Source organism: Rhizobium sp. L9 (genome assembly GCF_002531885.1).
Classification (GTDB): Bacteria; Pseudomonadota; Alphaproteobacteria; order Rhizobiales; family Rhizobiaceae; genus Rhizobium.
In genome coordinates this window covers 130,972-151,826 of record NZ_NWSZ01000021.1, presented here as the reverse complement: position 1 = coordinate 151,826, position 20,855 = coordinate 130,972, and the positions used below count along the sequence as shown (strand labels likewise).

The window sequence follows — 20,855 nt, the reverse complement described above, 5'->3', positions numbered from 1 at the left end:
GGCTCAGAACTCCAGTGCGGGAACATCGAGCCAGCGGCGCTCGGCCCAGGATTTCAGCCCGAGCTCGGCGAGCTGCACGCCCTTGGCGCCGGCTTCCAAGCCATAGGGCCACGGCGCATCTTCGACGACATGGCGAATGAACATTTCCCACTGCGCCTTGAAGCCGTTGTCGAAGGCCTGTGTGTCCGGAACCTCGTCCCAGGTCCTGTAGAAATCGATCGTCTGCGGCTGGTCCGGATTCCAGACCGGCTTCGGCGTGTTGACGCGATGCTGGCTCCAGCATTTCGTCAGGCCGGCGACGGCCGAACCATGGGTGCCGTCGACCTGGAAGGTGACGAGGTCGTCGCGGCGGACACGAACCGCCCAGGAGGAGTTGATCTGCGCGATCGCTCCGCCCTCCAGTTCGAAAGTCGCATAGGCGGCATCGTCCGTGTCGCAATCATAGGGCCTGCCCTGCTCGTCGATGCGCCGGGGAATATGGGTGGCGCCGAGGCAGGAGACAGCCTTTACTTCGCCGAACAGGTTGTCGAGCACGTAGCGCCAGTGGCAGAGCATGTCGAGGATGATGCCGCCGCCGTCGCCCTTGCGATAGTTCCAGGAGGGACGCTGGGCGGGCACGCCCCAATCGCCTTCAAAAACCCAGTAGCCGAATTCGCCGCGCACGGAGAGGATCTTGCCGAAGAATCCGGAATCCTTCAGCAGCGCAAGTTTGCGCAGGCCCGGCAGGAAAAGCTTGTCCTGCACGACGCCGTGCTTGAGGCCGGAGCGCCGTGCCTTGCGGGCGAGCTCGATCGCCACCTGCAGATCGTCGGAAATCGGCTTTTCGCAATAGACGTGCTTGCCGGCGTCGAGAGCCTTGGACAGAAGCTCGGCGCGCATCAGCGTCGTGCCGGCATCGAAGAAAATCGTGTCGTCGGAATTGGCGAGCGCAGCATCAAGATCGATCGACCAGCGTTTGATGTTATGCTTCTTCGCCAGCTCTTCCATCTTGGCGCTGTTGCGGCCGACGATGATCGGGTCGATCTCGAGTTTCTCGCCCGATTTCAGCGTGATGCCGCCCTGGTCGCGGAAGGCCAGGATTGAGCGCACCAAGTGCTGGTTGTAACCCATGCGGCCGGTGACGCCGTGCAAGATGATCCCCAAGCGTGCCATGTTTTCCTCCCTGCAATCTTTTGCGGCGGGAGCGGGCGTCCTGCCCGGCTCTCCCAAGCCGGTAACTAAACGGTTACTTGATGGCAGAAGAGCGGCGAGCCTGTCAATAGTCAAATCCTGCTTTCGGTATCAGCGCCGGATCGAGGCAAGGGTGACATGGACGATATGCCTCTCCCAGGCACTGAGATTGGCTGGCTCGATCAGGTCGCGGCCGAAGATCGTCGAAAGCGTGTACTGGTTGGAAAGGTAGAAATAACCCAGCGAGGCAATCGTCAGATAGACGTGCAGGGGATCGGCGGTCTCGATGAAGACGCCTTGTTTCTTTCCCTTCTCGAGCACTTGGGAAAGCTCGCCGATCAGATGCGAATGCAGCTCCTTGAGCCGGACGGATTGGCGCAGCCACCGGGCGCGGTGCAGGTTTTCGGTGCCGAGCAGGCTCAGGAATTCCGGGTGCTGGAGGAAATAACGCCAGGTGAAGAGCGCGAGTTCGCCGATCCCTTCTTCGGGGCTGCGGTCGCCGATATGCAGCGCGCGCTCGGCCGTGCGGATGCCGACATAGGCCTCTTCGAGCACCTTGAGGTAGAGCTGCTCCTTGTCGCCGAAATAATGGTAGAGCATGCGTTTGTTGGTGCCGGCGCGTTCGGCGATGGCGTCGACACGGGCTCCGCCCATGCCGTTTTCGGCAAATTCCCGGGTTGCCGCTTCAAGGATCGCGGCGCGCGTCCGCTCCGGATCGCGTTGCGCCGTCCGCTCCGTGGACGGTCGCCGCGTCTGTTTCTTGTCCCTGTTTCCCCCGCTGTCGTTCATCGCTCCACCCCTGTCTTCACGTGTTGTGCTCATAAGCCTTCGGTTCGAAATTGTAAAAACCGAATTTGGAAGGGCGGCCCGCTGGATCGGAATGCTGAAAGCATGATGTCGCCGTGACCTCTAGCGCTTTCGGCATCATGCTCTGACCGACACCGCTTGACAGGCTTGCCGCTTTGCTCGTAGCTTGTAACCAATTAGTTATTTGCGCAAGCAAAACTAAATTGGAAGCGTGTGGAGGCGCTTCCCTTTGGAGGAGGAAAACATGACTCTACGTGTTAGCAGACGTAATTTCGTTGCAGGAAGCGCAGCGCTTCTGTCGCTCTCGGCGCTCGGAACCAGCGCCTTGGCACAGGAAACGCGCTTGCGTCTCCTATGGTGGGGCTCGCAGCCTCGCGCCGACCGCACCAACAAGGTGTCGCAGCTCTATCAATCGAAGAATCCGGGCACCTCGATTACCGGCGAATTCCTTGGCTGGGGCGATTACTGGCCGCGTCTGGCGACCCAGGTTGCCGGCCGCAATGCGCCCGACGTCATTCAGATGGACTATCGCTACATCGTTCAATACGCCCGGCGCGGCGCGCTCGCGCCGCTTGAATCCTACATGCCGGCCAAGCTCAATCTCGACGATTTCGACAAGGCGCAGATCGAAGGCGGCAGCGTCGACGGCCATCTCTATGGCGTCAGCCTGGGCGCCAATTCGGCTGCAACGGTGCTGAACACAACGGCCTTCAAAGAAGCCGGCGTCGATCTGCCGACGCAGGCAACCACCTGGGATGAATTCGCCCGCATGGGTGCGGAAATTACGAAGGCGGGCAAACGCAAGGGCATGTTCGGCCTCGCCGACGGCAGCGGCGGTGAACCGCTGTTCGAAAACTGGCTGCGCCAGCGCGGCAAGGCGCTCTATACCGCCGACGGCAAGATCGCCTTCGACGTGGACGACGCATCGGAATGGTACGACATGTGGGCCAAGTTCCGTGCGGCCGGCGCCTGCGTACCTGCCGATATCCAGGCTCTCGACAAGAATGATATCGAAACCAACACGGTGTCGCTCGGCAAGGCTGCCGCCGGTTTTGCCCATTCCAACCAGTTCGTCGCCTATCAGGCCATGAACAAGGACAAGCTGGCGCTCACCAACTACATGCGCATCAAGCCGGATTCGAAGGGCGGCCATTATCGCAAGCCTTCGATGTTCTTCTCGGTCTCGGCGCAGTCGAAGTCGATCGATCAGGCGGTTGATTACATCAACTTCTTCGTCAAGAACCCCGAGGCTGTGCTGCTACTGGATGTCGAGCGCGGCATTCCGGAATCGGCCGCCATGCGCGAGGTCGTCGCGGCGAAGCTCGATGACAACGGCAAGGTTGCCTTGGCCTATGTCAGCGGCCTTGGCGATCTCGCCGGCAAATTGCCGCCGCCGCCCCCGGCCGGTGCCGGCGAAGGCGAGTTGATGCTGCGCAACATTGCCGAACAGGTCGGTTTCGGACAGCTCTCTCCCTCCGACGGCGGCAAGCAGCTTGTCACTGAAATTACGCAGATTCTCGCACGAGGCTGATCCCGTATGAGCAATGCGATGCGCACGCCCGCAGGGGCCATATCAGTGGAAAGATATCAGGGGGCCGTGGCCGAAGGACGATTCAGGCGTCTTTGGAATGCCAATGCTCCCGGCTATCTCTTCCTCCTTCCGTGGCTCATCGGCTTTTTCGGGCTGACGCTCGGGCCGGCCCTGATTTCGCTCTACCTCTCCTTCACCGATTTCGACATGCTGCAGTCGCCGCGGTGGGTGGGAATGGCGAATTACGTGCGCATCGCCACGGCGGATCCGAAATTCTCGGCCGCCATGCACGTCACTCTGACCTATGTCGTCTTTTCGGTGCCGTTCAAGCTCACCTTTGCCTTGCTGGTCGCCATGGCTCTGAACCGCGGCCTGCGCGGTCTGCCTATCTACCGTGCCATCTTCTATCTGCCGTCGCTGCTCGGCGGCAGCGTCGCGATCGCCGTGCTCTGGCGCCAGCTTTTCGCCAGCGACGGCCTCGTCAACGCCGCCCTCGCCCAGATTGGCATCGAAGGGCCGAGCTGGATCTCGCATCCGAACTATTCGATCTATACGCTGGTCGCGTTGTCCGTCTGGCAGTTCGGTTCGCCGATGATCATCTTTCTCGCCGGCCTGCGCCAGATCCCGCAAGACATGTATGAGGCGGCCAGCCTCGACGGCGCCTCGAAATTCCGGCAGTTCTACAAGATCACGCTGCCGCTTCTGACGCCGGTGATCTTCTTCAACGCTGTCGTGCAGACGATCGAAGCCTTCAAGGCCTTCACGCCCGCCTTCATCATATCGGGCGGCACCGGCGGCCCGATCAACTCGACACTGTTCTACACGCTCTACCTCTACCAGGAGGCCTTCGGCAATTTCCGCATGGGCTATGCCTCGGCCCTTGCCTGGATCCTGGTAGTTATCATCGCGATCTTCACCGCCTTCTCCTTCCTGAGCTCGCGTTATTGGGTGCACTACGATGACTGAGATGACCGCTTCCGTGACTGCGGCCAGGCCGCCATCCGATATCACCAAACGCAGCCTGCCCGGGTCGCTCATTGTCCACGCCCTGCTGATCGCCGCTTCGCTGCTCATGGTCTATCCGTTGCTGTGGATGGTTTCGGCTTCGGTCAGGCCGGAAACCGAGATATTCTCGTCGACTTCGCTCATTCCGTCGTCGATCGATTTTTCGTCTTATGCGCGCGGGTGGGTCGGCCTCGACGTCAGCTTCGGCCGATTCTTCTGGAATTCGCTCGTCATCTCGCTGCTGGTCGTGACGGGCAATGTCATCGCCTGCTCGCTGACGGCCTTCGCCTTTGCCAGATTACGTTTTGCCGGCCGGAACTTCTGGTTCGCGATCATGCTCGGCACGCTGATGATCCCCTATCACGTGACGCTGATTCCGCAATATGTGCTGTTCCTCAACCTTGGCTGGGTCAACACCATCCTGCCGCTCGTCGTGCCGAAGTTCCTGGCAAGTGACGCCTTCTTCATCTTCCTGATGGTGCAGTTCTTCCGCGGCATCCCACGCGAACTCGACGAGGCAGCGATGATGGACGGCTGCAGCGCCTGGCGGATCTATTGGAAGATCATGCTGCCGCTGTCGCTGCCGGTGCTGGCAACGGCCGCCATCTTCTCCTTCATCTGGACCTGGGACGATTTCTTCGGACCTCTGATCTACCTGAACGACATGAACACCTACACGATCCAGCTCGGTCTGCGCACCTTCGTGGATTCCACCAGCGCTTCGGATTGGGGTGGTCTCTTCGCCATGTCGACCCTGACGCTGGTGCCGGTGTTCTTCTTCTTCCTGTTCTTCCAGCGCCTGCTGATCGAAGGCATCGCCACGACCGGCATGAAACGCTGATGGCGGCAATGGAAAAGAGTGACATGAGCATCAAGACCGTCGCGATCGTCGGCTGCGGCATTGGCCGTTCGCATATCGTCGAAGGCTATCTGCCGCATTCCGATAAGTTCAAGGTGGCGGCGATCTGCGATCTGAACGAAGAACGCATGGCTGCCGTCGGCGACGAGTTCGGCATCGAACGCCGCACCACCTCTTTCGAGACGTTGCTGGCCGACGAAACGATCGACATCATCGATATCTGCACCCCTCCCGGCATTCATCTGGAGCAGGTGGTCGCCGCTCTCGGTGCCGGCAAGCATGTCATCTGCGAAAAGCCGCTGACGGGCTCGCTAGCCGGCGTCGATACGATCATGGAAGCGGAAAAGACCGCCAAAGGCGTGCTGATGCCGATCTTCCAGTACCGCTACGGCGACGGCATCCAGAAGGCCAAACGGATCATCGATGCCGGCATTGCCGGCAAGCCCTATACGGCTTCCGTGGAAACCTTCTGGCTGCGCAAGCCCGAATATTACGCCGTGCCCTGGCGCGGCAAATGGGCGACCGAACTCGGCGGCGTGCTCGTCACCCATGCCCTGCACCTGCACGACATGCTGATGCATCTGATGGGTCCAGCGGCAAGGGTCTTCGGCCGCGTCGCCACCCGCGTCAATGATATCGAGGTCGAGGATTGTGCCTCCGCCAGCCTGCTGATGGAAAACGGCGCCTTCGTCTCGCTGTCCTGCACGCTCGGCTCGCAGGAACAGATCAGCCGGCTGAGACTGCATTTCGAGAATGTCACCTTCGAAAGCACGCACGAACCCTATACGCCGGGCAAGGATCCCTGGAAGATCATCGCCGCCAATGACGACGTTCAGGAAAAGATCGATCGCGTGGTCGGCGACTGGCAGCCCGTTGCGCCGCGCTTCACCACCCAGATGGGTCAGTTCCACGCCTTCCTCAGCGGCACTGGACCCCTGCCGGTGACTACGAAGGATGCGCGCCGTGCGCTCGAACTCGTCACCGCCATCTACCAGTCTTCCGACAGCGGCGCCGAAGTGCCGCTGCCGGTCGGTCCCGACAGTCCGAAATACGCCGATTGGCGCGCAAGAACGAAGTAACCTGCAAAAGAGAGGGGTTTTGAGAAGATGGCAACCAGTGTCGTTCTTCAGAAGGTCGAGAAGCGCTACGGCGCAATGGATGTGATCCATGGCATCGACCTGACGATCGATCCCGGCGAATTCGTCGTTTTCGTCGGCCCCTCGGGCTGCGGCAAATCCACCCTTCTGCGGATGATCGCCGGCCTCGAGGAGATCTCGGGCGGCGCGCTGCTGCTCGACAGCGAGCGCATGAACGAGGTGGCGCCGGCCAAGCGCGGCATCGCCATGGTCTTCCAGTCCTACGCGCTCTATCCGCATATGTCCGTTTACAAGAACCTCGCCTTCGGTCTGGAGACGGCGGGGTACAAGAAGGCCGAGATCCAGCCGAAAGTAAAGCGCGCCGCCGAGATCCTGCAGATCGAGAAGCTCCTTGAGCGGAAGCCGAAAGCGCTCTCCGGCGGCCAGCGCCAGCGCGTGGCGATCGGCCGCGCCATCGTGCGCGAGCCACGCATCTTCCTGTTCGACGAACCGCTGTCCAACCTCGATGCCGAACTGCGCGTGCAGATGCGTGTCGAGATCTCCCGCCTGCACCGGCAGCTCGGCAACACCATGATCTACGTCACGCATGACCAGGTCGAAGCCATGACCATGGCAGACAAGATCGTCGTGTTGAATTCAGGCCGCATCGAGCAGGTCGGCGCGCCGCTCGATCTCTACAACAACCCGGCCAACCGCTTCGTCGCAGGATTCATCGGCAGCCCGAAGATGAATTTCCTCAGGGCCCGCATCGAAAAGGTCGGCGAGGCCGAAACCAGCATTCACGTCTGCGGCAACTCCGTCCGCCTGCCGCGCCGGCTGAAAGGCGAGGCCGGTCAGGAGGTCACCTTCGGCATTCGTCCCGAACATCTTTCGCTTGCAGAGGGTGCGATCACGCTCTCGACCGTCAATGTCGATCTCGTCGAAAATCTTGGCGGCGCCACCATGCTCTACACCACGACGCCGGATGGGCAGCTCTTGACGATCGCCCTTGACGGCCAGCAGAAGGTCGAGCGGGGCGCCAATGTGAAGACCTTCTTCGATCCCGCCCGCTGCCACGTATTCGACGCCGCCGGTAAAACGATCTGACTCTCGGGAGCGCTCCCGCGAGTCCGGAAGGATGCGTGGCGCTGCCGCCGCTCCTTGACAGCCGATCCTGCTCTGTCCCATCATTTCGGAAGGGGCCGCAAGGAGGGGTGAGCATGACGCCTGAGGATAGGATTCATGCGCTTGGCATCTGGCAGGGCTCGATCGAAATATCGCCGATAGCAGGCGGCATCACCAACAGGAACTTTCTGGTCAGCGATGCCGTCGCGCGTTGCGTGGTGAGATTGGGCACCGACATTCCGATCCATCACATCAGCCGCCAGAACGAGCTTGCCGCCAGCCGCGCCGCACATGCCGCCGGCCTGTCGCCTGCCGTCATTCACCATTCTCCTGGCGTGCTGGTGCTCGAATATATCGAGGCGAGGGCGCTCTTGCCGGAGGATATCAGGGCGCCTGGCATGCTTGCCCGGGTGGTCCCGCTGGTGCGTGCCTGTCACCACGATATCGCCCGGCATTTCCGCGGCCCGGCGATGATCTTCTGGGTCTTCCACGTCATCCGCGATTATGCCGCCAACCTGAAAGCGGCAGGCAGCGCCTACCTTCCCTTGCTTGCGAAACTCGTCACCAACGCCGAGACACTGGAAGAAGCGGCAGGGCCGTTCGATATCGCCTTCGGCCACAATGATCTGCTGGCAGCCAATTTTCTCGATGACGGCAAGCGGCTTTGGCTGATCGACTGGGATTATGCGGGCTTCAACACGCCGCTTTTCGATCTAGGTGGATTGGCCTCCAACAACGAACTGCCGGAATCGGCCGAGCGGCTGATGCTGGAAATTTATTTCGACCGGCCGCCAGCCGATGAGCTGATCAGACGATACGCCGCGATGAAATGCGCCTCGCTGCTCCGCGAGACGTTCTGGAGCATGATTTCGGAAATCCATTCCACGATCGATTTCGACTATGCCGCCTATACGGCCGAGAATCTCGCTCGTTTCGAGCGCGCCTACCAAGCCTTTGAACGGGATCAATAAATGACGAGACAATTACCGAAGACGGCAAAGGCCGTGGTCATCGGCGGCGGCATCATCGGCTGCTCGACAGCTTATCATCTCGGCAAGCTCGGCTGGACGGATACCGTCCTGCTCGAACGCAAGAAGCTCACCTCCGGCACCACCTTTCATGCTGCCGGTCTCGTCGGCCAGCTGCGCACGAGCGCCAACATCACCCAGTTGCTCGGTTACTCCGTCGATCTCTACAAGCGGCTGGAGGCGGAAACCGGCCTCGGCACCGGCTGGAAGATGAATGGCGGCCTGCGGCTTGCCTGCAATGAGGAGCGCTGGACGGAGGTTAGGCGCCAGGCGACCACTGCGCAGTCCTTCGGCCTCGACATGCAGTTGCTGACGCCGCAAGAAGCCTTCGATCTCTGGCCGCTGATGACGATTGACGATCTCGTCGGCGCCGCCTTTCTACCAACCGACGGTCAGGCCAACCCCTCCGACATCACCCAGGCGTTGGCCAAAGGCGCCCGTATATCAGGCGTCTCGATTTTCGAGGATACCGAGGTTCTCGACCTCGACATCGACAAGGGAAAGATCCGTGCAGTCATCACCGCTGAGGGGCGCATCGAATGCGAGCGGGTCGTCGTCTGTGCCGGTCAATGGACACGCGCCTTCGCCGCCCGCTTCGGCGTCAACGTGCCGCTGGTCTCCGTCGAGCACCAATATATCATCACCGAATCCTTCGGTGTGCCTTCTAACCTGCCGACGCTGCGTGATACCGATCGCCTGACCTATTACAAGGAGGAGGTCGGTGGCATCGTTATGGGCGGCTATGAGCCGAACCCGATTGCCTGGGCGAAAGATGGGATCCCCGAGGGTTTCCACTACACGCTGCTGGACAGCAATTTTGAGCATTTCGAGCAGATCATGGAGCAGGCGCTCGGCCGTGTTCCGGCGCTGGAGAATGTCGGCGTCAAGCAGCTCTTGAATGGCCCGGAAAGCTTCACGCCCGACGGCAACTTCATTCTCGGCGAGGCGCCGGAACTGAAGAATTTCTTCGTCGGCGCCGGCTTCAACGCCTTCGGCATCGCGTCTGCCGGCGGCGCCGGCATGGCGCTGGCCGAATGGGTGACGAAGGGCGAACCGCCCTATGATCTCTGGCCGGTCGACATCCGCCGCTTTGGACGCCCGCATTTCGATACCGACTGGGTGCGCACCCGCACGCTCGAAGCCTATGGCAAACACTACACCATGGCCTGGCCGTTCGAGGAGCATTCGAGCGGCCGCCCCTGCCGCAAATCGCCGCTCTATGACCGGCTGAAGGCACAGGGCGCCTGTTTCGGCGAGAAGCTCGGCTGGGAGCGGCCGAACTGGTTTGCCGATCTCTTCGCCAATGAAGAGCCACGGGATATGTACAGCTATGGCCGTCAGAACTGGTTCGAGGCCGTCGGCCGCGAGCATAAGGCGGTGCGCGAAGCGGCGGTCATCTTCGACCAGACCTCCTTTGCCAAATTCGTGCTGAAGGGCAGGGATGCCGAGGCAGCACTCTCCTGGATCGCTTCCAACGATGTCGCAAAGCCTGTGGGATCGCTCGTCTACACCCAGATGCTGAACGACAGGGGTGGCATCGAATGCGATCTGACCGTCGCCCGTATCGCCGAGAACGAATATTACATCGTCACCGGCACGGGTTTCGCCACCCACGACTTCGATTGGATCGCACGCAATATTCCGGACGAGATGCATGCCGAACTTGTCGACGTCACGTCAGCCTATTCCGTTCTGTCGCTGATGGGGCCGAATGCGCGAGCGGTGCTCGAAAACGTGACCGGCGCCGATGTCTCCAATGCGGCCTTCCCCTTCGGCCAGGTCAGGACCATCGGCATATCGGGCTGCCCGGTGCGCGCGCTGCGCATTACCTATGTCGGCGAACTCGGCTACGAGCTGCATGTCCCAGTCGAATATGCCACCACAGTCTATGACGTGCTGATGGCATCAGGCGGCGAATTCGGCCTGATCAATGCCGGCTATCGCGCCATCGAGAGCTGCCGTCTGGAAAAGGGGTATCGCGCCTGGGGATCCGATATCGGCCCCGATCACACGCCTGTCGAAGCCGGCCTCGGCTGGGCGGTGAAGATCCGCAAGAACATCCCCTTCCGCGGTCGCGGGGCGATCGAGCGGCAGCTGAAGGACGGCGTGAAAAAGCGCCTTGGCTGCTTCGTTCCCGACGATCCCAATACAGTGCTGCTCGGCCGCGAAACCATCTATCGCGACGGCAAGCGTGTCGGCTGGCTCTCGAGCGGCGGCTTCGGTTATACGTTTGGGAAGGCGATCGGCTACGGCTATGTCCGCAATCCCGAGGGGCTGACCGAGGATTTCGTCCTCTCCGGCACCTATGAGCTCGATGTCGCCAGGGAGCGCATTCCCTGCAAAGTGTCGCTGTCGCCGCTTTACGATCCCGATATGGCGCGGGTGAAGGGCTGAGCTGACTCAAGGAGAGGGTGTATCGTGTGGCACCCCCCTCTGGCCTGCCGGCCATCTCCCCCACAAGGGTGGAGATCGGCAAGAGGCTTGACCATCGCTCCCTCTCAAACGGGCACCGACAACCACAATGCTTGAGTTGTTTGGGCCTGAGGTGGTTGGGGAAGCCATCGCGCCCAGCCGATCTCCCTCCTTGTGGGGGAGATGCCCGGCAGGGCAGAGGGGGGTGTCACACGGCACACCCTCTCTTTCCCGAAAGGCTCCAAGCCTTAAAACAGAGGCAGCCGATCATCCTGGATTAGAATCTCCAGCTTATCCGACACATCCTGCGTCCACGCCCGATGGCCCGTCAAAGCCGCCGGGAAAAGGCCGGGGAGGGTGAAGAGCGCCGCCGAAATCGCCGGACCGGTGCGGGGCACATCGGCAATGAGCGCGGCGATTTCGCCGGCACGGGGATCGCGCAGCTCGTAACGCTCGCCATTGCCGCGCTCGCCGATCGCATAGCGCATCCATGCCGCGACGGCGACCGCATAGGTCTCCGCACGGTCGCCATGGGCCAGCGCCTCGCAGGCCGGCTCCAGCAGCCGCTGCGGCAGTTTTTGCGTGCCGTCCATGGCGATCTGATAGGTGCGATGCGCAATCGCCTTATTTGCAAAGCGCGCTATCAATTCATTCGCGTAGTCATCGAGATTGATGCCGGGCACCGCATCGAGGGTACGCGCCGCCGCATGCATATGGCGATAGGCAAGGGCGGCGAGACCGGCATCGTCCATCACGTCGCGGATGAATTCATAGCCACCGATATAACCGAGGTAGGCAAGCAGTGAATGGGCGCCGTTCAGCATCCGGAGCTTCATTTTTTCGTACGCCGAGACTTCCTCGACCATCAGTGCGCCGCGTACCTTTTCCCAGGCCGGACGACCATTGGCGAAATGGTCTTCGATGACCCACTGCGTAAAGGGCTCGGTCTCGATCGCTGCCAAGTCGGTGCGGCCGGTCAGCCGCTCGGCATCGGCATAGGTCGCCTCGGTGCTGGCGGGCGTGATGCGGTCGACCATCGTTGAGGGGAAGGGCACATTCGCTTCGATCCAGCGGTGCAGGTCGGTATCGATGCGGGAGGTGAATTCGAGCACGAGACGCTTCAGCACGGCGCCGTTGCTCGGCAGATTGTCGCAGCTGAGCGGCGTGAAGGGCGCGATGCCCTTCTGCCGGCGGCGCGCGAGGCCTTCGACGAGATAGCCGATAACGCCGCGCGGCGCATGCCGGTTGGCGAGGTCGGCGACGATATCGGGATGTTTGAGGTCGAGGCCGCCCGTTGCGGGATCGAAACCATAGGCCTTTTCCGTCACCGTCATGCTGACGATGCGGATGGCAGGATCCTCGAGCCGCGCCAGCAGCCCGGCCGGATCGCGCGGCCCCACATGCGCCTTCAGGATCGAACCGATCACCTCGGCCGTCGTGCCCGACGTATCGCGGATCAGCATCGTATAGAGGCCGTTCTGGGCGGAGAGATTGTCCGCGACATCGGGCGTGCGCAGGCTCGCCACCTCGATACCCCAGTCGCCGCCTGCGGCTGCGAGCGCCGCATCCGTGAAGGGTGCGAAATGGGCGCGGAAGAAGGCGCCGGGGCCGAGATGCAGGATGCCGGCCTTCAGTGCATTCCTGTTATAGGCGGGAAGCTTCGCCGTCGGCGCAAGGCCGGTCACGTTCTGCAGTCTGTCGCTCACAGCTTGTAGGCCTTCTTCGCATTGTCATAGGAGAGTTCGCGCGCCACGAACTCGGCGTCCTTCCCGGAAATCCGGTGCTCGGCGACGAGCCCGGCGAGGAAGCGGCAGACCTCGCGGCGCCAGACGTCATGGCGGGCAGGGATCGACAGCAGCGCGCGCGTATCGTCGTTGAACCCGGCCATATTGGCAAAACCTGCTGTCTCTACCACCTGGTCGAGATAGCGGCGGATGCCGAGCGGGCTGTCATGGAACCACCAGGGCGGGCCAATCATCAGGCAGGGCCAGTGGCCGGCCATCGGCGCGAGCTCCCGGGCATAGGTCGTCTCGTCGAGCGTGAAAAGGAGGATACGCAGGCCCGGCGCGTGACCATACTTGGAAAGCAGCGCATTCAGGCCGCCGATCCAGTCGGTGCGTGTCGGAATGTCGGCGCCCATGTTGGGGCCACGGGTGGTAAAGAGCCCGCTGTCGGTATTGCGTCTCGAACCGGCATGGATCTGCATCACCATGCCGTCCTCGGCCGAAAGACCGGCCATCTCCGTCATCATCTGGCCGCGGAAAAGCTCGGCATCAACAGCCGAAAGCGGGCCCTTCAATGCCCTGTCGAGCAGCGCCTGCTTTTCTGCAAGCGGCAGATCAGCCGTGAAGGCCGTGGGTACGCCGTGATCGGTCGCGGTCGCGCCGAACTGGCGGAAAGAGGCACGCCGGCGCCGATGCGCCTCGATCAGGCCGTCCCAGCGCGTGACATCGGCGCCGGTGATCTCTCCGAATTTGACGAGATTGTCGCGGAAGCCGACGGCATCAGGATCGGTGACGCTGTCCGGCCGGTAGGTGGTCCGCACCTTGCCGATCCAGCCCTCCGCCGCCATTTTCTGGTGATGGACAAGCGGGTCGAGCGCGCCTTCCGTCGTCGCGATCGTTTCGATGCCGAATCGCTGATGCAGCGCCCGCGGGCGGAATTCGGGAAGGGCGAGCTGGGCATTGATGTGATCGTAGAGCGCGTCGGCATTATCAGCCGTCAGCGGCTCGGTGCAGCCGAGAACGGCTGACATCGCGTGGTCCACCCAGAGGCTCGAGGGCGTTCCGCGGAAGAGATGGTAATGCTTGGCAAAGGTCCGCCAGATGGCACGGCCCTCGGCCACCGGCTTGCCGTCGAGCCTGGGAACGCCGAGTTGGTCCAGGGCAACGCCGACGCTGTGCAGCATGCGGAAGAGATAATGATCGGGAATGACCAGCAGCGAGGCCGCATCTTCGAAGGGCTTGTCGTCGGCGAACCAGGATGGCTCGGTGTGCCCGTGCGGGCTGACGATCGGAAGATTGCGCACCGTCTCGTAGAGGTTTCGCGCGATCGTCCGTGTCGCCGGGTCGGCCGGAAAGAGCCGGTCCGGATGAAGAAAGCCGTCGCCTGCATCCATCAGTATTCCTCCCTGATGGATTAGGGCCTACCCCACAACATCAGGCACGGCAAGGCCTTTTAGTAACCAAACGGTTCGGTTTCGCGCGTGGGCGCGCCCGCCCTCGAAAGCATTGACGCGGTGGCCTATTTCCGCTTTGGGAAAATCATCTGTTCTGCCGGTGCCGGCAAAGGAGGATCAATGTCCGACGAGACCAACCGCATCACCCGGCTGGAGGAAATGCTGGCCTATCAGGCAAAGACGATCGAAGAGCTTTCCGATCAACTCGCCGAGCAATGGAAGATCGTCGAGCAGATGCGCACCAAGCTCGACCGGCTGACGGAACGGTTCCTGTCGCTGGAGGAGCAGACGCTGGAAGCCCCGGCGATTACCCGGCCGCCGCACTATTGAAGGCATGGCGGCATTGCGCCGCCTGCCAGTGCTTCCCCGATCAATGCAGCAGGTCAGACCCCGCCGATGCAGAGATATTTCATCTCCAGATAATCGTCGGCGCCGTGGCGCGAGCCCTCGCGGCCGAGGCCCGATTGTTTGATGCCGCCGAAGGGCGCCGTCTCTGACGACATCAGGCCGGTATTGATGCCGATCATGCCATATTCCAGCGCTTCCGCCACCCGCCAGACCTTCTTGAGGTCTCCGGCATAGAAATAGGCGGCCAGCCCGAATTCCGTGTCGTTGGCCTGAGCGATGACGTCCTCGACCGTCTCGAAGCGGAAGAGCGGCGCCACCGGCCCGAAGGTTTCCTCGCGCGCCACCGTCATGCCGCGGGTCACGCCGGTCAGCACCGTCGGCGCAAAGAAGGTGCCGGCGCCGTCGAGGCGCTTGCCGCCGGTCAGAACCTTGGCGCCCTTGGCAAGCGCGTCGCCGACATGGTCCTCCACCTTGGCAAGACCCTGCTCGTCGATCAGTGGCCCGATCTCGACACCGGGCTTGAACCCGTCGCCGACCGACATCTCGGCGACCTTCGCGGCAAGTTTCGCGGCAAAGGCGTCATAGACGCTGGACTGGATATAGAGGCGGTTGGCGCAAACGCAGGTCTGGCCCGCATTGCGATATTTGGAGGCGATCGCGCCCTCGACGGCGGCGTCGAGATCAGCATCATCGAAGACGATGAACGGCGCGTTGCCGCCGAGCTCCAGGCTGACCTTCTTGATCTGGTCGGCGCATTGCCGCATCAGGATACGGCCGACCTCGGTCGAGCCGGTGAAGCTGATCTTGCGCACTTTTTCATTGCCGCAGAGCTCGCGGCCGATCGCCGGGCCATCGAGCCCGACAATGAGATTGAAGACGCCGGCGGGAATGCCGGCCTGTTCGGCGAGCACGGCAAGGGCAATCGCCGTCAGCGGCGTCTGCTCGGCCGGCTTCGACACGACAGTGCAGCCGACGGCAAGCGCCGGCGCGATCTTGCGGGCAATCATCGCCGCCGGGAAATTCCACGGCGTGATCGTGCCGACGACCCCGACCGGCTGCTTGATGACGATCATGCGTTTATCGTTGGAAGGCGCCGGGATCGTCTCGCCGTAAATGCGCTTGGCCTCTTCCGCATACCATTCGATATAGGCGGCGGCATAAAGGATCTCGCCGCGTGCTTCTGCGAAGGGCTTACCCATTTCGGCCGTCAGGATCGCCGCGAGTTCGTCGGCATTGGCGACCATTAGGTCGAACCATTTGCGCAGGATGACGCTGCGCTCCTTGGCCGGGCGGGTAGCCCAGGCCGGCTGGGCGGCATGGGCCGCATCGATCGCCGTTCGCGTTTCGGCTGCGCCCATATCGGGCAGGGAGGCGAGCAGCTCGCCGGTTGCCGGGTTGAGCACGTCGAAAGTTCCAGCAGCATTGCCTGATGTCCAGACGCCGTTGATGTAGCCGGCGTCGCGAAGCAAGGGAGAAGAGAAAGGAACGTGCTTTGTCAGTGCGGTGGTGAAAGCCATGTCATATCCTCATTGGGAATTGAATGCGGTTCCGATGCGGTCACTTGCCCGTGCTTGCTTCCAGCATTGACGTCTCGAGAATGTCGAGCGCCTCGCCAAAGACCTCGTCCTGAATGGTGATCGGCGCGAGGAAGCGGATGACGTTGCCATGGACGCCGCAGGTGAGCAGGATCAGCCCCTTGTCGAGCGCTGTCAGCCGCACCTTGTTGGCGAAGTCAGCACTCGGCAATCCCGTCGTCCGGTCATTGAATTCGACGGCGTTCATGAAGCCGGGTCCGCGAATATCGGCAATCTCCGGCACCTTCTCGCGCAAGGATTCAAGCCGCTGCTTCAGCCGTCCGCCGAGCTGGTTGGCGCGACTGCAGAGGTCTTCGTCCGCGATGACGTCGAGGACGGCATGGGCAGCTGCGATGCCGAGCGGGTTGCCGCCGTATGTGCCGCCGAGCCCGCCCGGTCCCGGCGCGTCCATGACTTCGGCGCGGCCGGTGACGGCAGCAAGTGGGAAGCCGCCGGCAAGGCTTTTCGCCATCGTCGTCAGGTCGGCGGCCACCTCGTGATGATCCATCGCGAACATTCTGCCGGTGCGGGCAAAACCGGTCTGCACCTCGTCAGCGATCAAGAGGATGCCGTGCTGGTCGCAGAGTTCGCGCAGTGCTTTCATGAAGGCTACGGGCGCCGGATAGAAGCCGCCTTCGCCCTGCACCGGCTCGAGGATAATGGCGGCGACGCGCTGCGGATCGACATCGGCGGCGAAGAGTTTCTTCAGCGCTGCAAGCGATTGGTCGACGGAGACGCCGTGAAGTTCGACCGGGAAAGGAACATGGAACACGTCGCCGGGCATCGCGCCGAAGCCGATCTTATAAGGCACGACCTTGCCGGTCAGCGCCATGCCCATGAAGGTGCGGCCATGGAAACCGCCGCTGAAGGCGATGACGGCCGAGCGGCCGGTTGCCGCGCGTGCAATCTTGACGGCATTCTCGACCGCCTCGGCGCCAGTGGTGACGAAGATCGTCTTCTTCTGGAAATTGCCGGGCAACAGCGCGTTCAACCGTTCGGCAAGGCTGACGTAGTTCTCGTAGGGCACGACCTGATGGCAGGTGTGGGTAAAGTGGTCGAGTTGCTCCTTGACGGCTGCAATAACCCTGGGATGGCGGTGACCGGTGTTGAGCACGGCGATGCCGGCAGCGAAATCGATATAGCGGCGGCCCTCCTTGTCCCAGATTTCGGCATTCTCTGCGCGGTCCGCATAGATCTGGGTGGTCATGCCGACACCGCGCGAAATCGCGGCATTCTTCCGGTCGGTAAGGTGTGTCGCGGTCATCGATCTGCTCCCGTTTGAAGTTTTTGGATTTATCTTACATAAGTTCTGTAAGATGCTCTGGAAATTCCTACATTTTTTCTGCAAGAAAACAAGCGGCATTTTTTGCTTCAAACATCACGCGATTTGATGAATGCTCGCGCAACGAGAATCGGGGTATTGGCTGATGAGTGACAACGGGCCTGTGCGCTACAAGGTGGCGGAGGCCGCGCGGCTGGCGGGCGTCTCCGCCTCGACGTTGCGCCTCTGGGAAAGCCAGGGTCTGGTCGTTCCCGGCCGCTCCGAAACCGGCCATCGCCAATACAGCGCCGACGACGTGGCGCGACTGAAGCGCATCTCCTGGTATCGGGCCGAGCGCGGTCTCAATCCCGCGGCCATTCGCGAGGCGCTGGAGAGCGAGGGACCTTCCGCCGACGGTGCCGAACCCGGCCAGGATTCCGGCCTCGGCCGTAAATTGCGGAGCCTCCGCCACGCCGCAGGCAAAACGCTTGATCAGGTCGCCGGTGATATTGGCATCACCGCTTCGACGCTCTCGACGCTGGAGCGCACCTCGCAAGGCGTCGGATTCAAGACGCTTCACGACCTCGCCGAATACTACGCCACCACCGTCTCCCGCCTCTCCGGCGAGGAAAGCGAGGAGGTGCCGGCAGTGATACGCGCCGGCGAGTGGCGCACCTGGCCGGAAACGACCCCCGGAGTTACGGTGCAGCTGCTTGCCGAAGGCCGCAGGATGATGGATTGCCATCGTTTCGTGCTGGCGCCGGGCGCCGCCAGCGAGGGCGCCTATCGCCACGAAGGCGAGGAATTCATGCATGTCCTGTCCGGCCGGCTGGAACTGGTGCTCGACAGCGACCAGTTCTTCGATCTCGGCCCGGGCGATTCACTGTATTTCGAAAGCCGCCGCTACCATTCCTGGCGCAACCGCCACGATGGCGAAACCGTGCTCCTCTGGATCAACACGCCGCCGACATTCTGAACCAGCCGCAGCAGGAAGCAGTTTCGCAATGTGTGCCTTTGCGCTATAGCGCGAGTGGAGAATATCCGAACGAAAGACAGTCTCATGGCCGCCACCATCCGTTATCACGAAGGCGATATTTCCGCGAGCGATGCGGCCCGCTATACCGGCGCGATCGCGATCGATACCGAGACCCTGGGCCTGGTGCCGCGGCGGGATCGTCTCTGCGTCGTCCAGCTTTCTCCGGGCGACGGCACCGCCGACATCATCCGCATCGCTGCCGGCCAGAAAGAGGCCCCCAATCTCGCCGCTCTGCTCGAAGATCCCACGCACCAGAAGATCTTTCATTACGGCCGCTTCGATATCGCCGTGCTCTTCCATACTTTCGGCGTCACGCCGAACCCGGTGTTCTGCACCAAGATCGCCTCGCGCCTCTGCCGCACCTACACCGATCGCCACGGCCTCAAGGACAATCTCAAGGAGATGCTCGATGTCGACGTCTCCAAGGCGCAGCAATCTTCCGATTGGGCGGCCGAGACACTGTCGCCGGCCCAGCTCGAATATGCCGCATCCGACGTGCTTTATCTGCACGCGCTTCGCGACAAGCTGACGGCCCGCCTGATCCGCGACGGCCGCTTCGACCACGCTACGGCCTGCTTCGCATTCCTGCCGACCCGCGCCAAGCTCGACCTTCTCGGCTGGGAAGAGGCCGATATCTTCGCTCACAGCTAAGCGAATTGCCGTCAGTCTCCACTGTCTGCAGCCGCGGATGAACTGATCCGCGGGCGTTAGCGATTGGTTAATCTCTGTTTCTTAATATCCGATTTAATTTTTAGGCATTCGATGGCGCCGCTTGCGTCATGCGGACAGGAGGATCTGCTCGGGATGCAAGGGACCGGATGAGCGCGGTCCTTTCATAGAGCCTGCTTTCATCGTCACTTTACGAAAGGGCATGCCATGTTGACCCCCGTTCGTGCAGCGTCCAATGCAAGCTTTTCATCTCAGGGCCAGACTGCGGCGATCGTTGCCGGCGGTCTTGACCGTTTGGTGATTGCCCCCGCGCCCGTCAACGCGGTCGAAGCCGCCGACCTGAATTCCGCCATTGCCGGCAAGCTCAATATCCTGCTCCTTGCGGCGCGCGAGCGCATGGTCGAAGCCCTTTTCGATGTCATCGATGCGGCCGGCCGTTCCATTTCCCACGATCGCCGTGAAGACGAGACCAATCTGGCCTTCGCCTCTCGGCTTGCCGACGCCATTCAGCGGCTGCCGGCCGCCAGAATCGATGAGGTCGAACGCCAGCTGAATGAGCAAGGTCACAACCTGCCGCTCCGGATGATCGCCGAAGCCCTGAAGAACCCGGCGGGGCCTGAGGCGGCGCGTATCATCGCCTATCTGGAAATGGTGCGTTACAAGGATCGCGATCTTGCCGCCCGTGCCGTTGTCCGCTCCTATGGCCAGAACGACGCGTCGCCGATGCGTGCCGAAGCCCGGCCCGAGATCCAGCTGCATGAAGACAGCCTGCCCGCCCCGATGCGCCAGCCGGCGGAAAAGCGAACCGAACAAGCCGGCAAATTGTTCGAGACCGCCCTGCTTGCGGCAACCGAGGAAGCGGTGACCGTCGCAACCGTGGAAGCCGCTGATGCTGAAATTTCGCAGTCTGAAAACCGGATTCGCTCCGCTTCGGCGACAAAAGCAGAGGTTGCCCCGAAGGTCGAAGCTCGGCGCCCGGCACCGGCGGAGCCAGGTGACGACACGGCCGAGGTGACGGAACTGCCGGTCATTCAGCCTCGCGCAACGTCGGAAAAAGCCGATCCTGTCATTCCCCGGAACTGGACGGGAATCGTCGCCTCGATGACCGAAGAGGTCTCCGAGATGATCGTCACCATCATCCGCGAGCAGGACTCGGAAAACGTGATGGAGGATGGTGCTGTCGAGGCGGCGGTGGAGATCGATGTCATTCTCGACGAAGCCGTCATCAGCGAAGCGAAGGAGACCTTGACGAGACAGCCGGCAGATCTGGCCGCCGCCGACGCTCGACGGTCCGCAGCGCTCCACCCGTCGCAGATGGAAACCGGAGCCACGGCTGCCGCCGCCCGACAGTCGAAAGAAATCGCCGCACAGCCGCAACCGATGCCGCTTCCCGAGATGGCCGAGGCCTCTTATGTGCCGCTCGCGGCCAGGGTGCCGGAGGGCTTTGCCTATGCCCAGCTGCCCTATCAGTTCGCCATGGATACGCCGTCGAACGAAAAGGCCGGTGAAACCAGTCACCAGCATCACCATCACCAGGACGGTGCGCCGCAGGACGAGCAGCAGGCGAAATCCGGCGGTGAGGATGCCGAGCCCGATGCTGACGGGGCGGAAGCGGCACCAGAGCGCAGGACGCCAAGGATGATCGACACCGAGCCGTCGGCGTATCGGCCCGACACGGCAGCCGATCCGGTCTACGCGCTCTATCAGCGCATGGTCGGCTGGGAATAGCGGTTTTCATTAGTTGAAAATAAAAAACCCGCCGGATCGCTCCGGCGG

The 20,855-nt window shown here is 62.1% G+C and carries 17 protein-coding genes; 11 read left to right on the top strand and 6 right to left on the bottom strand.

Annotation, left to right across the window (positions count from 1 at the left end; all coding sequences use genetic code 11):
• Positions 1–3: 3 nt before the first annotated feature.
• Together CO660_RS21910 and CO660_RS21905 are read right to left on the bottom strand one after the other, a co-directional pair.
• Positions 4–1,152: a Gfo/Idh/MocA family oxidoreductase gene (locus CO660_RS21910; RefSeq protein WP_097600477.1), complete on the bottom strand. Its 1,149-nt coding sequence runs from the start codon at positions 1,150–1,152 to the stop codon at positions 4–6.
• 129 nt (positions 1,153–1,281) lie between these two features.
• Positions 1,282–1,959 (bottom strand): TetR/AcrR family transcriptional regulator, encoded by a 678-nt coding sequence (locus CO660_RS21905; protein ID WP_097600476.1) that lies wholly within the window; start codon positions 1,957–1,959, stop codon positions 1,282–1,284.
• A 262-nt stretch (positions 1,960–2,221) separates the two neighbouring features.
• On the opposite strand from CO660_RS21905, the gene CO660_RS21900 reads away from it, so the two are divergent.
• The 7 genes from CO660_RS21900 (at position 2,222) to CO660_RS21870 (ending at position 10,995) form a co-directional block, all read left to right on the top strand.
• Positions 2,222–3,508, top strand: a complete 1,287-nt coding sequence (locus CO660_RS21900; protein WP_085776485.1) for an extracellular solute-binding protein — start codon at positions 2,222–2,224, stop codon at positions 3,506–3,508.
• A 6-nt stretch (positions 3,509–3,514) separates the two neighbouring features.
• Positions 3,515–4,474 (top strand): sugar ABC transporter permease, encoded by a 960-nt coding sequence (locus CO660_RS21895; protein ID WP_176536344.1) that lies wholly within the window; start codon positions 3,515–3,517, stop codon positions 4,472–4,474.
• Entirely contained in the window at positions 4,467–5,354 is an 888-nt protein-coding gene (locus CO660_RS21890) for a carbohydrate ABC transporter permease (RefSeq protein ID WP_088396864.1), read from the top strand. Before CO660_RS21895 ends, CO660_RS21890 begins: the two co-directional genes overlap by 8 nt.
• Positions 5,354–6,451: a Gfo/Idh/MocA family oxidoreductase gene (locus CO660_RS21885; RefSeq protein WP_176536343.1), complete on the top strand. Its 1,098-nt coding sequence runs from the start codon at positions 5,354–5,356 to the stop codon at positions 6,449–6,451. The genes CO660_RS21890 and CO660_RS21885 overlap by 1 nt, the downstream gene beginning before the upstream one ends.
• A gap of 27 nt (positions 6,452–6,478) precedes the next feature.
• On the top strand, positions 6,479–7,555 hold the full coding sequence (gene ugpC, locus CO660_RS21880; RefSeq protein WP_097600475.1) for a sn-glycerol-3-phosphate ABC transporter ATP-binding protein UgpC: 1,077 nt from the start codon (positions 6,479–6,481) through the stop codon (positions 7,553–7,555).
• 113 nt (positions 7,556–7,668) lie between these two features.
• Positions 7,669–8,544 (top strand): phosphotransferase, encoded by an 876-nt coding sequence (locus CO660_RS21875; protein ID WP_097600474.1) that lies wholly within the window; start codon positions 7,669–7,671, stop codon positions 8,542–8,544.
• Complete coding sequence (locus CO660_RS21870) at positions 8,545–10,995, top strand: FAD-dependent oxidoreductase (protein ID WP_097600473.1); 2,451 nt, start codon at positions 8,545–8,547, stop codon at positions 10,993–10,995.
• A 266-nt stretch (positions 10,996–11,261) separates the two neighbouring features.
• Here the strand turns inward: CO660_RS21870 and CO660_RS21860 are convergent, their stop codons facing one another.
• Together CO660_RS21860 and uxaC are read right to left on the bottom strand one after the other, a co-directional pair.
• Positions 11,262–12,719, bottom strand: coding sequence for a mannitol dehydrogenase family protein (locus tag CO660_RS21860; RefSeq protein ID WP_097600472.1), 1,458 nt, complete (start codon positions 12,717–12,719; stop codon positions 11,262–11,264).
• Positions 12,716–14,131: a glucuronate isomerase gene (uxaC, locus tag CO660_RS21855; RefSeq protein ID WP_097600471.1), complete on the bottom strand. Its 1,416-nt coding sequence runs from the start codon at positions 14,129–14,131 to the stop codon at positions 12,716–12,718. The genes CO660_RS21860 and uxaC overlap by 4 nt, the downstream gene beginning before the upstream one ends.
• 180 nt (positions 14,132–14,311) lie before the next feature.
• Here uxaC and CO660_RS21850 point away from each other — a divergent pair, with 180 nt between their 5' ends.
• On the top strand, positions 14,312–14,521 hold the full coding sequence (locus CO660_RS21850) for a SlyX family protein (RefSeq protein WP_064707860.1): 210 nt from the start codon (positions 14,312–14,314) through the stop codon (positions 14,519–14,521).
• Positions 14,522–14,574: 53 nt separating this feature from the next.
• Here CO660_RS21850 and CO660_RS21845 read toward each other — a convergent pair whose 3' ends face one another.
• Both CO660_RS21845 and CO660_RS21840 read right to left on the bottom strand, forming a co-directional pair.
• On the bottom strand, positions 14,575–16,056 hold the full coding sequence (locus tag CO660_RS21845) for an NAD-dependent succinate-semialdehyde dehydrogenase (protein ID WP_097600470.1): 1,482 nt from the start codon (positions 16,054–16,056) through the stop codon (positions 14,575–14,577).
• A gap of 40 nt (positions 16,057–16,096) precedes the next feature.
• Positions 16,097–17,377, bottom strand: a complete 1,281-nt coding sequence (locus CO660_RS21840) for a 4-aminobutyrate--2-oxoglutarate transaminase (RefSeq protein WP_097600469.1) — start codon at positions 17,375–17,377, stop codon at positions 16,097–16,099.
• Positions 17,378–17,540: 163 nt separating this feature from the next.
• Between CO660_RS21840 and CO660_RS21835 the strand changes: the two genes are divergently transcribed.
• The 3 genes from CO660_RS21835 (at position 17,541) to CO660_RS21825 (ending at position 20,807) form a co-directional block, all read left to right on the top strand.
• The gene (locus CO660_RS21835; protein WP_097600468.1) at positions 17,541–18,350 is read left to right on the top strand and encodes a MerR family transcriptional regulator; all 810 of its coding nucleotides are present in this window, start codon (positions 17,541–17,543) and stop codon (positions 18,348–18,350) included.
• Between the two features lie 84 nt (positions 18,351–18,434).
• Positions 18,435–19,061, top strand: coding sequence for a ribonuclease D (locus CO660_RS21830; protein WP_097600467.1), 627 nt, complete (start codon positions 18,435–18,437; stop codon positions 19,059–19,061).
• A 225-nt stretch (positions 19,062–19,286) separates the two neighbouring features.
• Positions 19,287–20,807: a hypothetical protein gene (locus CO660_RS21825; protein ID WP_097600466.1), complete on the top strand. Its 1,521-nt coding sequence runs from the start codon at positions 19,287–19,289 to the stop codon at positions 20,805–20,807.
• Positions 20,808–20,855 lie beyond the last annotated feature (48 nt).

Coding starts and splice junctions, on each gene's coding strand:
- CO660_RS21845 (WP_097600470.1), bottom strand. CDS start 16,056: ATGGCTTTCACCACCGCACTGACAAAGCACGTTCCTTTCTCTTCTCCC.
- CO660_RS21905 (WP_097600476.1), bottom strand. CDS start 1,959: ATGAACGACAGCGGGGGAAACAGGGACAAGAAACAGACGCGGCGACCG.
- CO660_RS21885 (WP_176536343.1), top strand. CDS start 5,354: ATGGCGGCAATGGAAAAGAGTGACATGAGCATCAAGACCGTCGCGATC.
- CO660_RS21830 (WP_097600467.1), top strand. CDS start 18,435: ATGGCCGCCACCATCCGTTATCACGAAGGCGATATTTCCGCGAGCGAT.
- CO660_RS21850 (WP_064707860.1), top strand. CDS start 14,312: ATGTCCGACGAGACCAACCGCATCACCCGGCTGGAGGAAATGCTGGCC.
- CO660_RS21890 (WP_088396864.1), top strand. CDS start 4,467: ATGACTGAGATGACCGCTTCCGTGACTGCGGCCAGGCCGCCATCCGAT.
- CO660_RS21870 (WP_097600473.1), top strand. CDS start 8,545: ATGACGAGACAATTACCGAAGACGGCAAAGGCCGTGGTCATCGGCGGC.
- uxaC (WP_097600471.1), bottom strand. CDS start 14,131: ATGGATGCAGGCGACGGCTTTCTTCATCCGGACCGGCTCTTTCCGGCC.
- CO660_RS21895 (WP_176536344.1), top strand. CDS start 3,515: ATGAGCAATGCGATGCGCACGCCCGCAGGGGCCATATCAGTGGAAAGA.
- CO660_RS21910 (WP_097600477.1), bottom strand. CDS start 1,152: ATGGCACGCTTGGGGATCATCTTGCACGGCGTCACCGGCCGCATGGGT.
- CO660_RS21840 (WP_097600469.1), bottom strand. CDS start 17,377: ATGACCGCGACACACCTTACCGACCGGAAGAATGCCGCGATTTCGCGC.
- CO660_RS21900 (WP_085776485.1), top strand. CDS start 2,222: ATGACTCTACGTGTTAGCAGACGTAATTTCGTTGCAGGAAGCGCAGCG.
- CO660_RS21835 (WP_097600468.1), top strand. CDS start 17,541: ATGAGTGACAACGGGCCTGTGCGCTACAAGGTGGCGGAGGCCGCGCGG.
- CO660_RS21875 (WP_097600474.1), top strand. CDS start 7,669: ATGACGCCTGAGGATAGGATTCATGCGCTTGGCATCTGGCAGGGCTCG.
- ugpC (WP_097600475.1), top strand. CDS start 6,479: ATGGCAACCAGTGTCGTTCTTCAGAAGGTCGAGAAGCGCTACGGCGCA.
- CO660_RS21825 (WP_097600466.1), top strand. CDS start 19,287: ATGTTGACCCCCGTTCGTGCAGCGTCCAATGCAAGCTTTTCATCTCAG.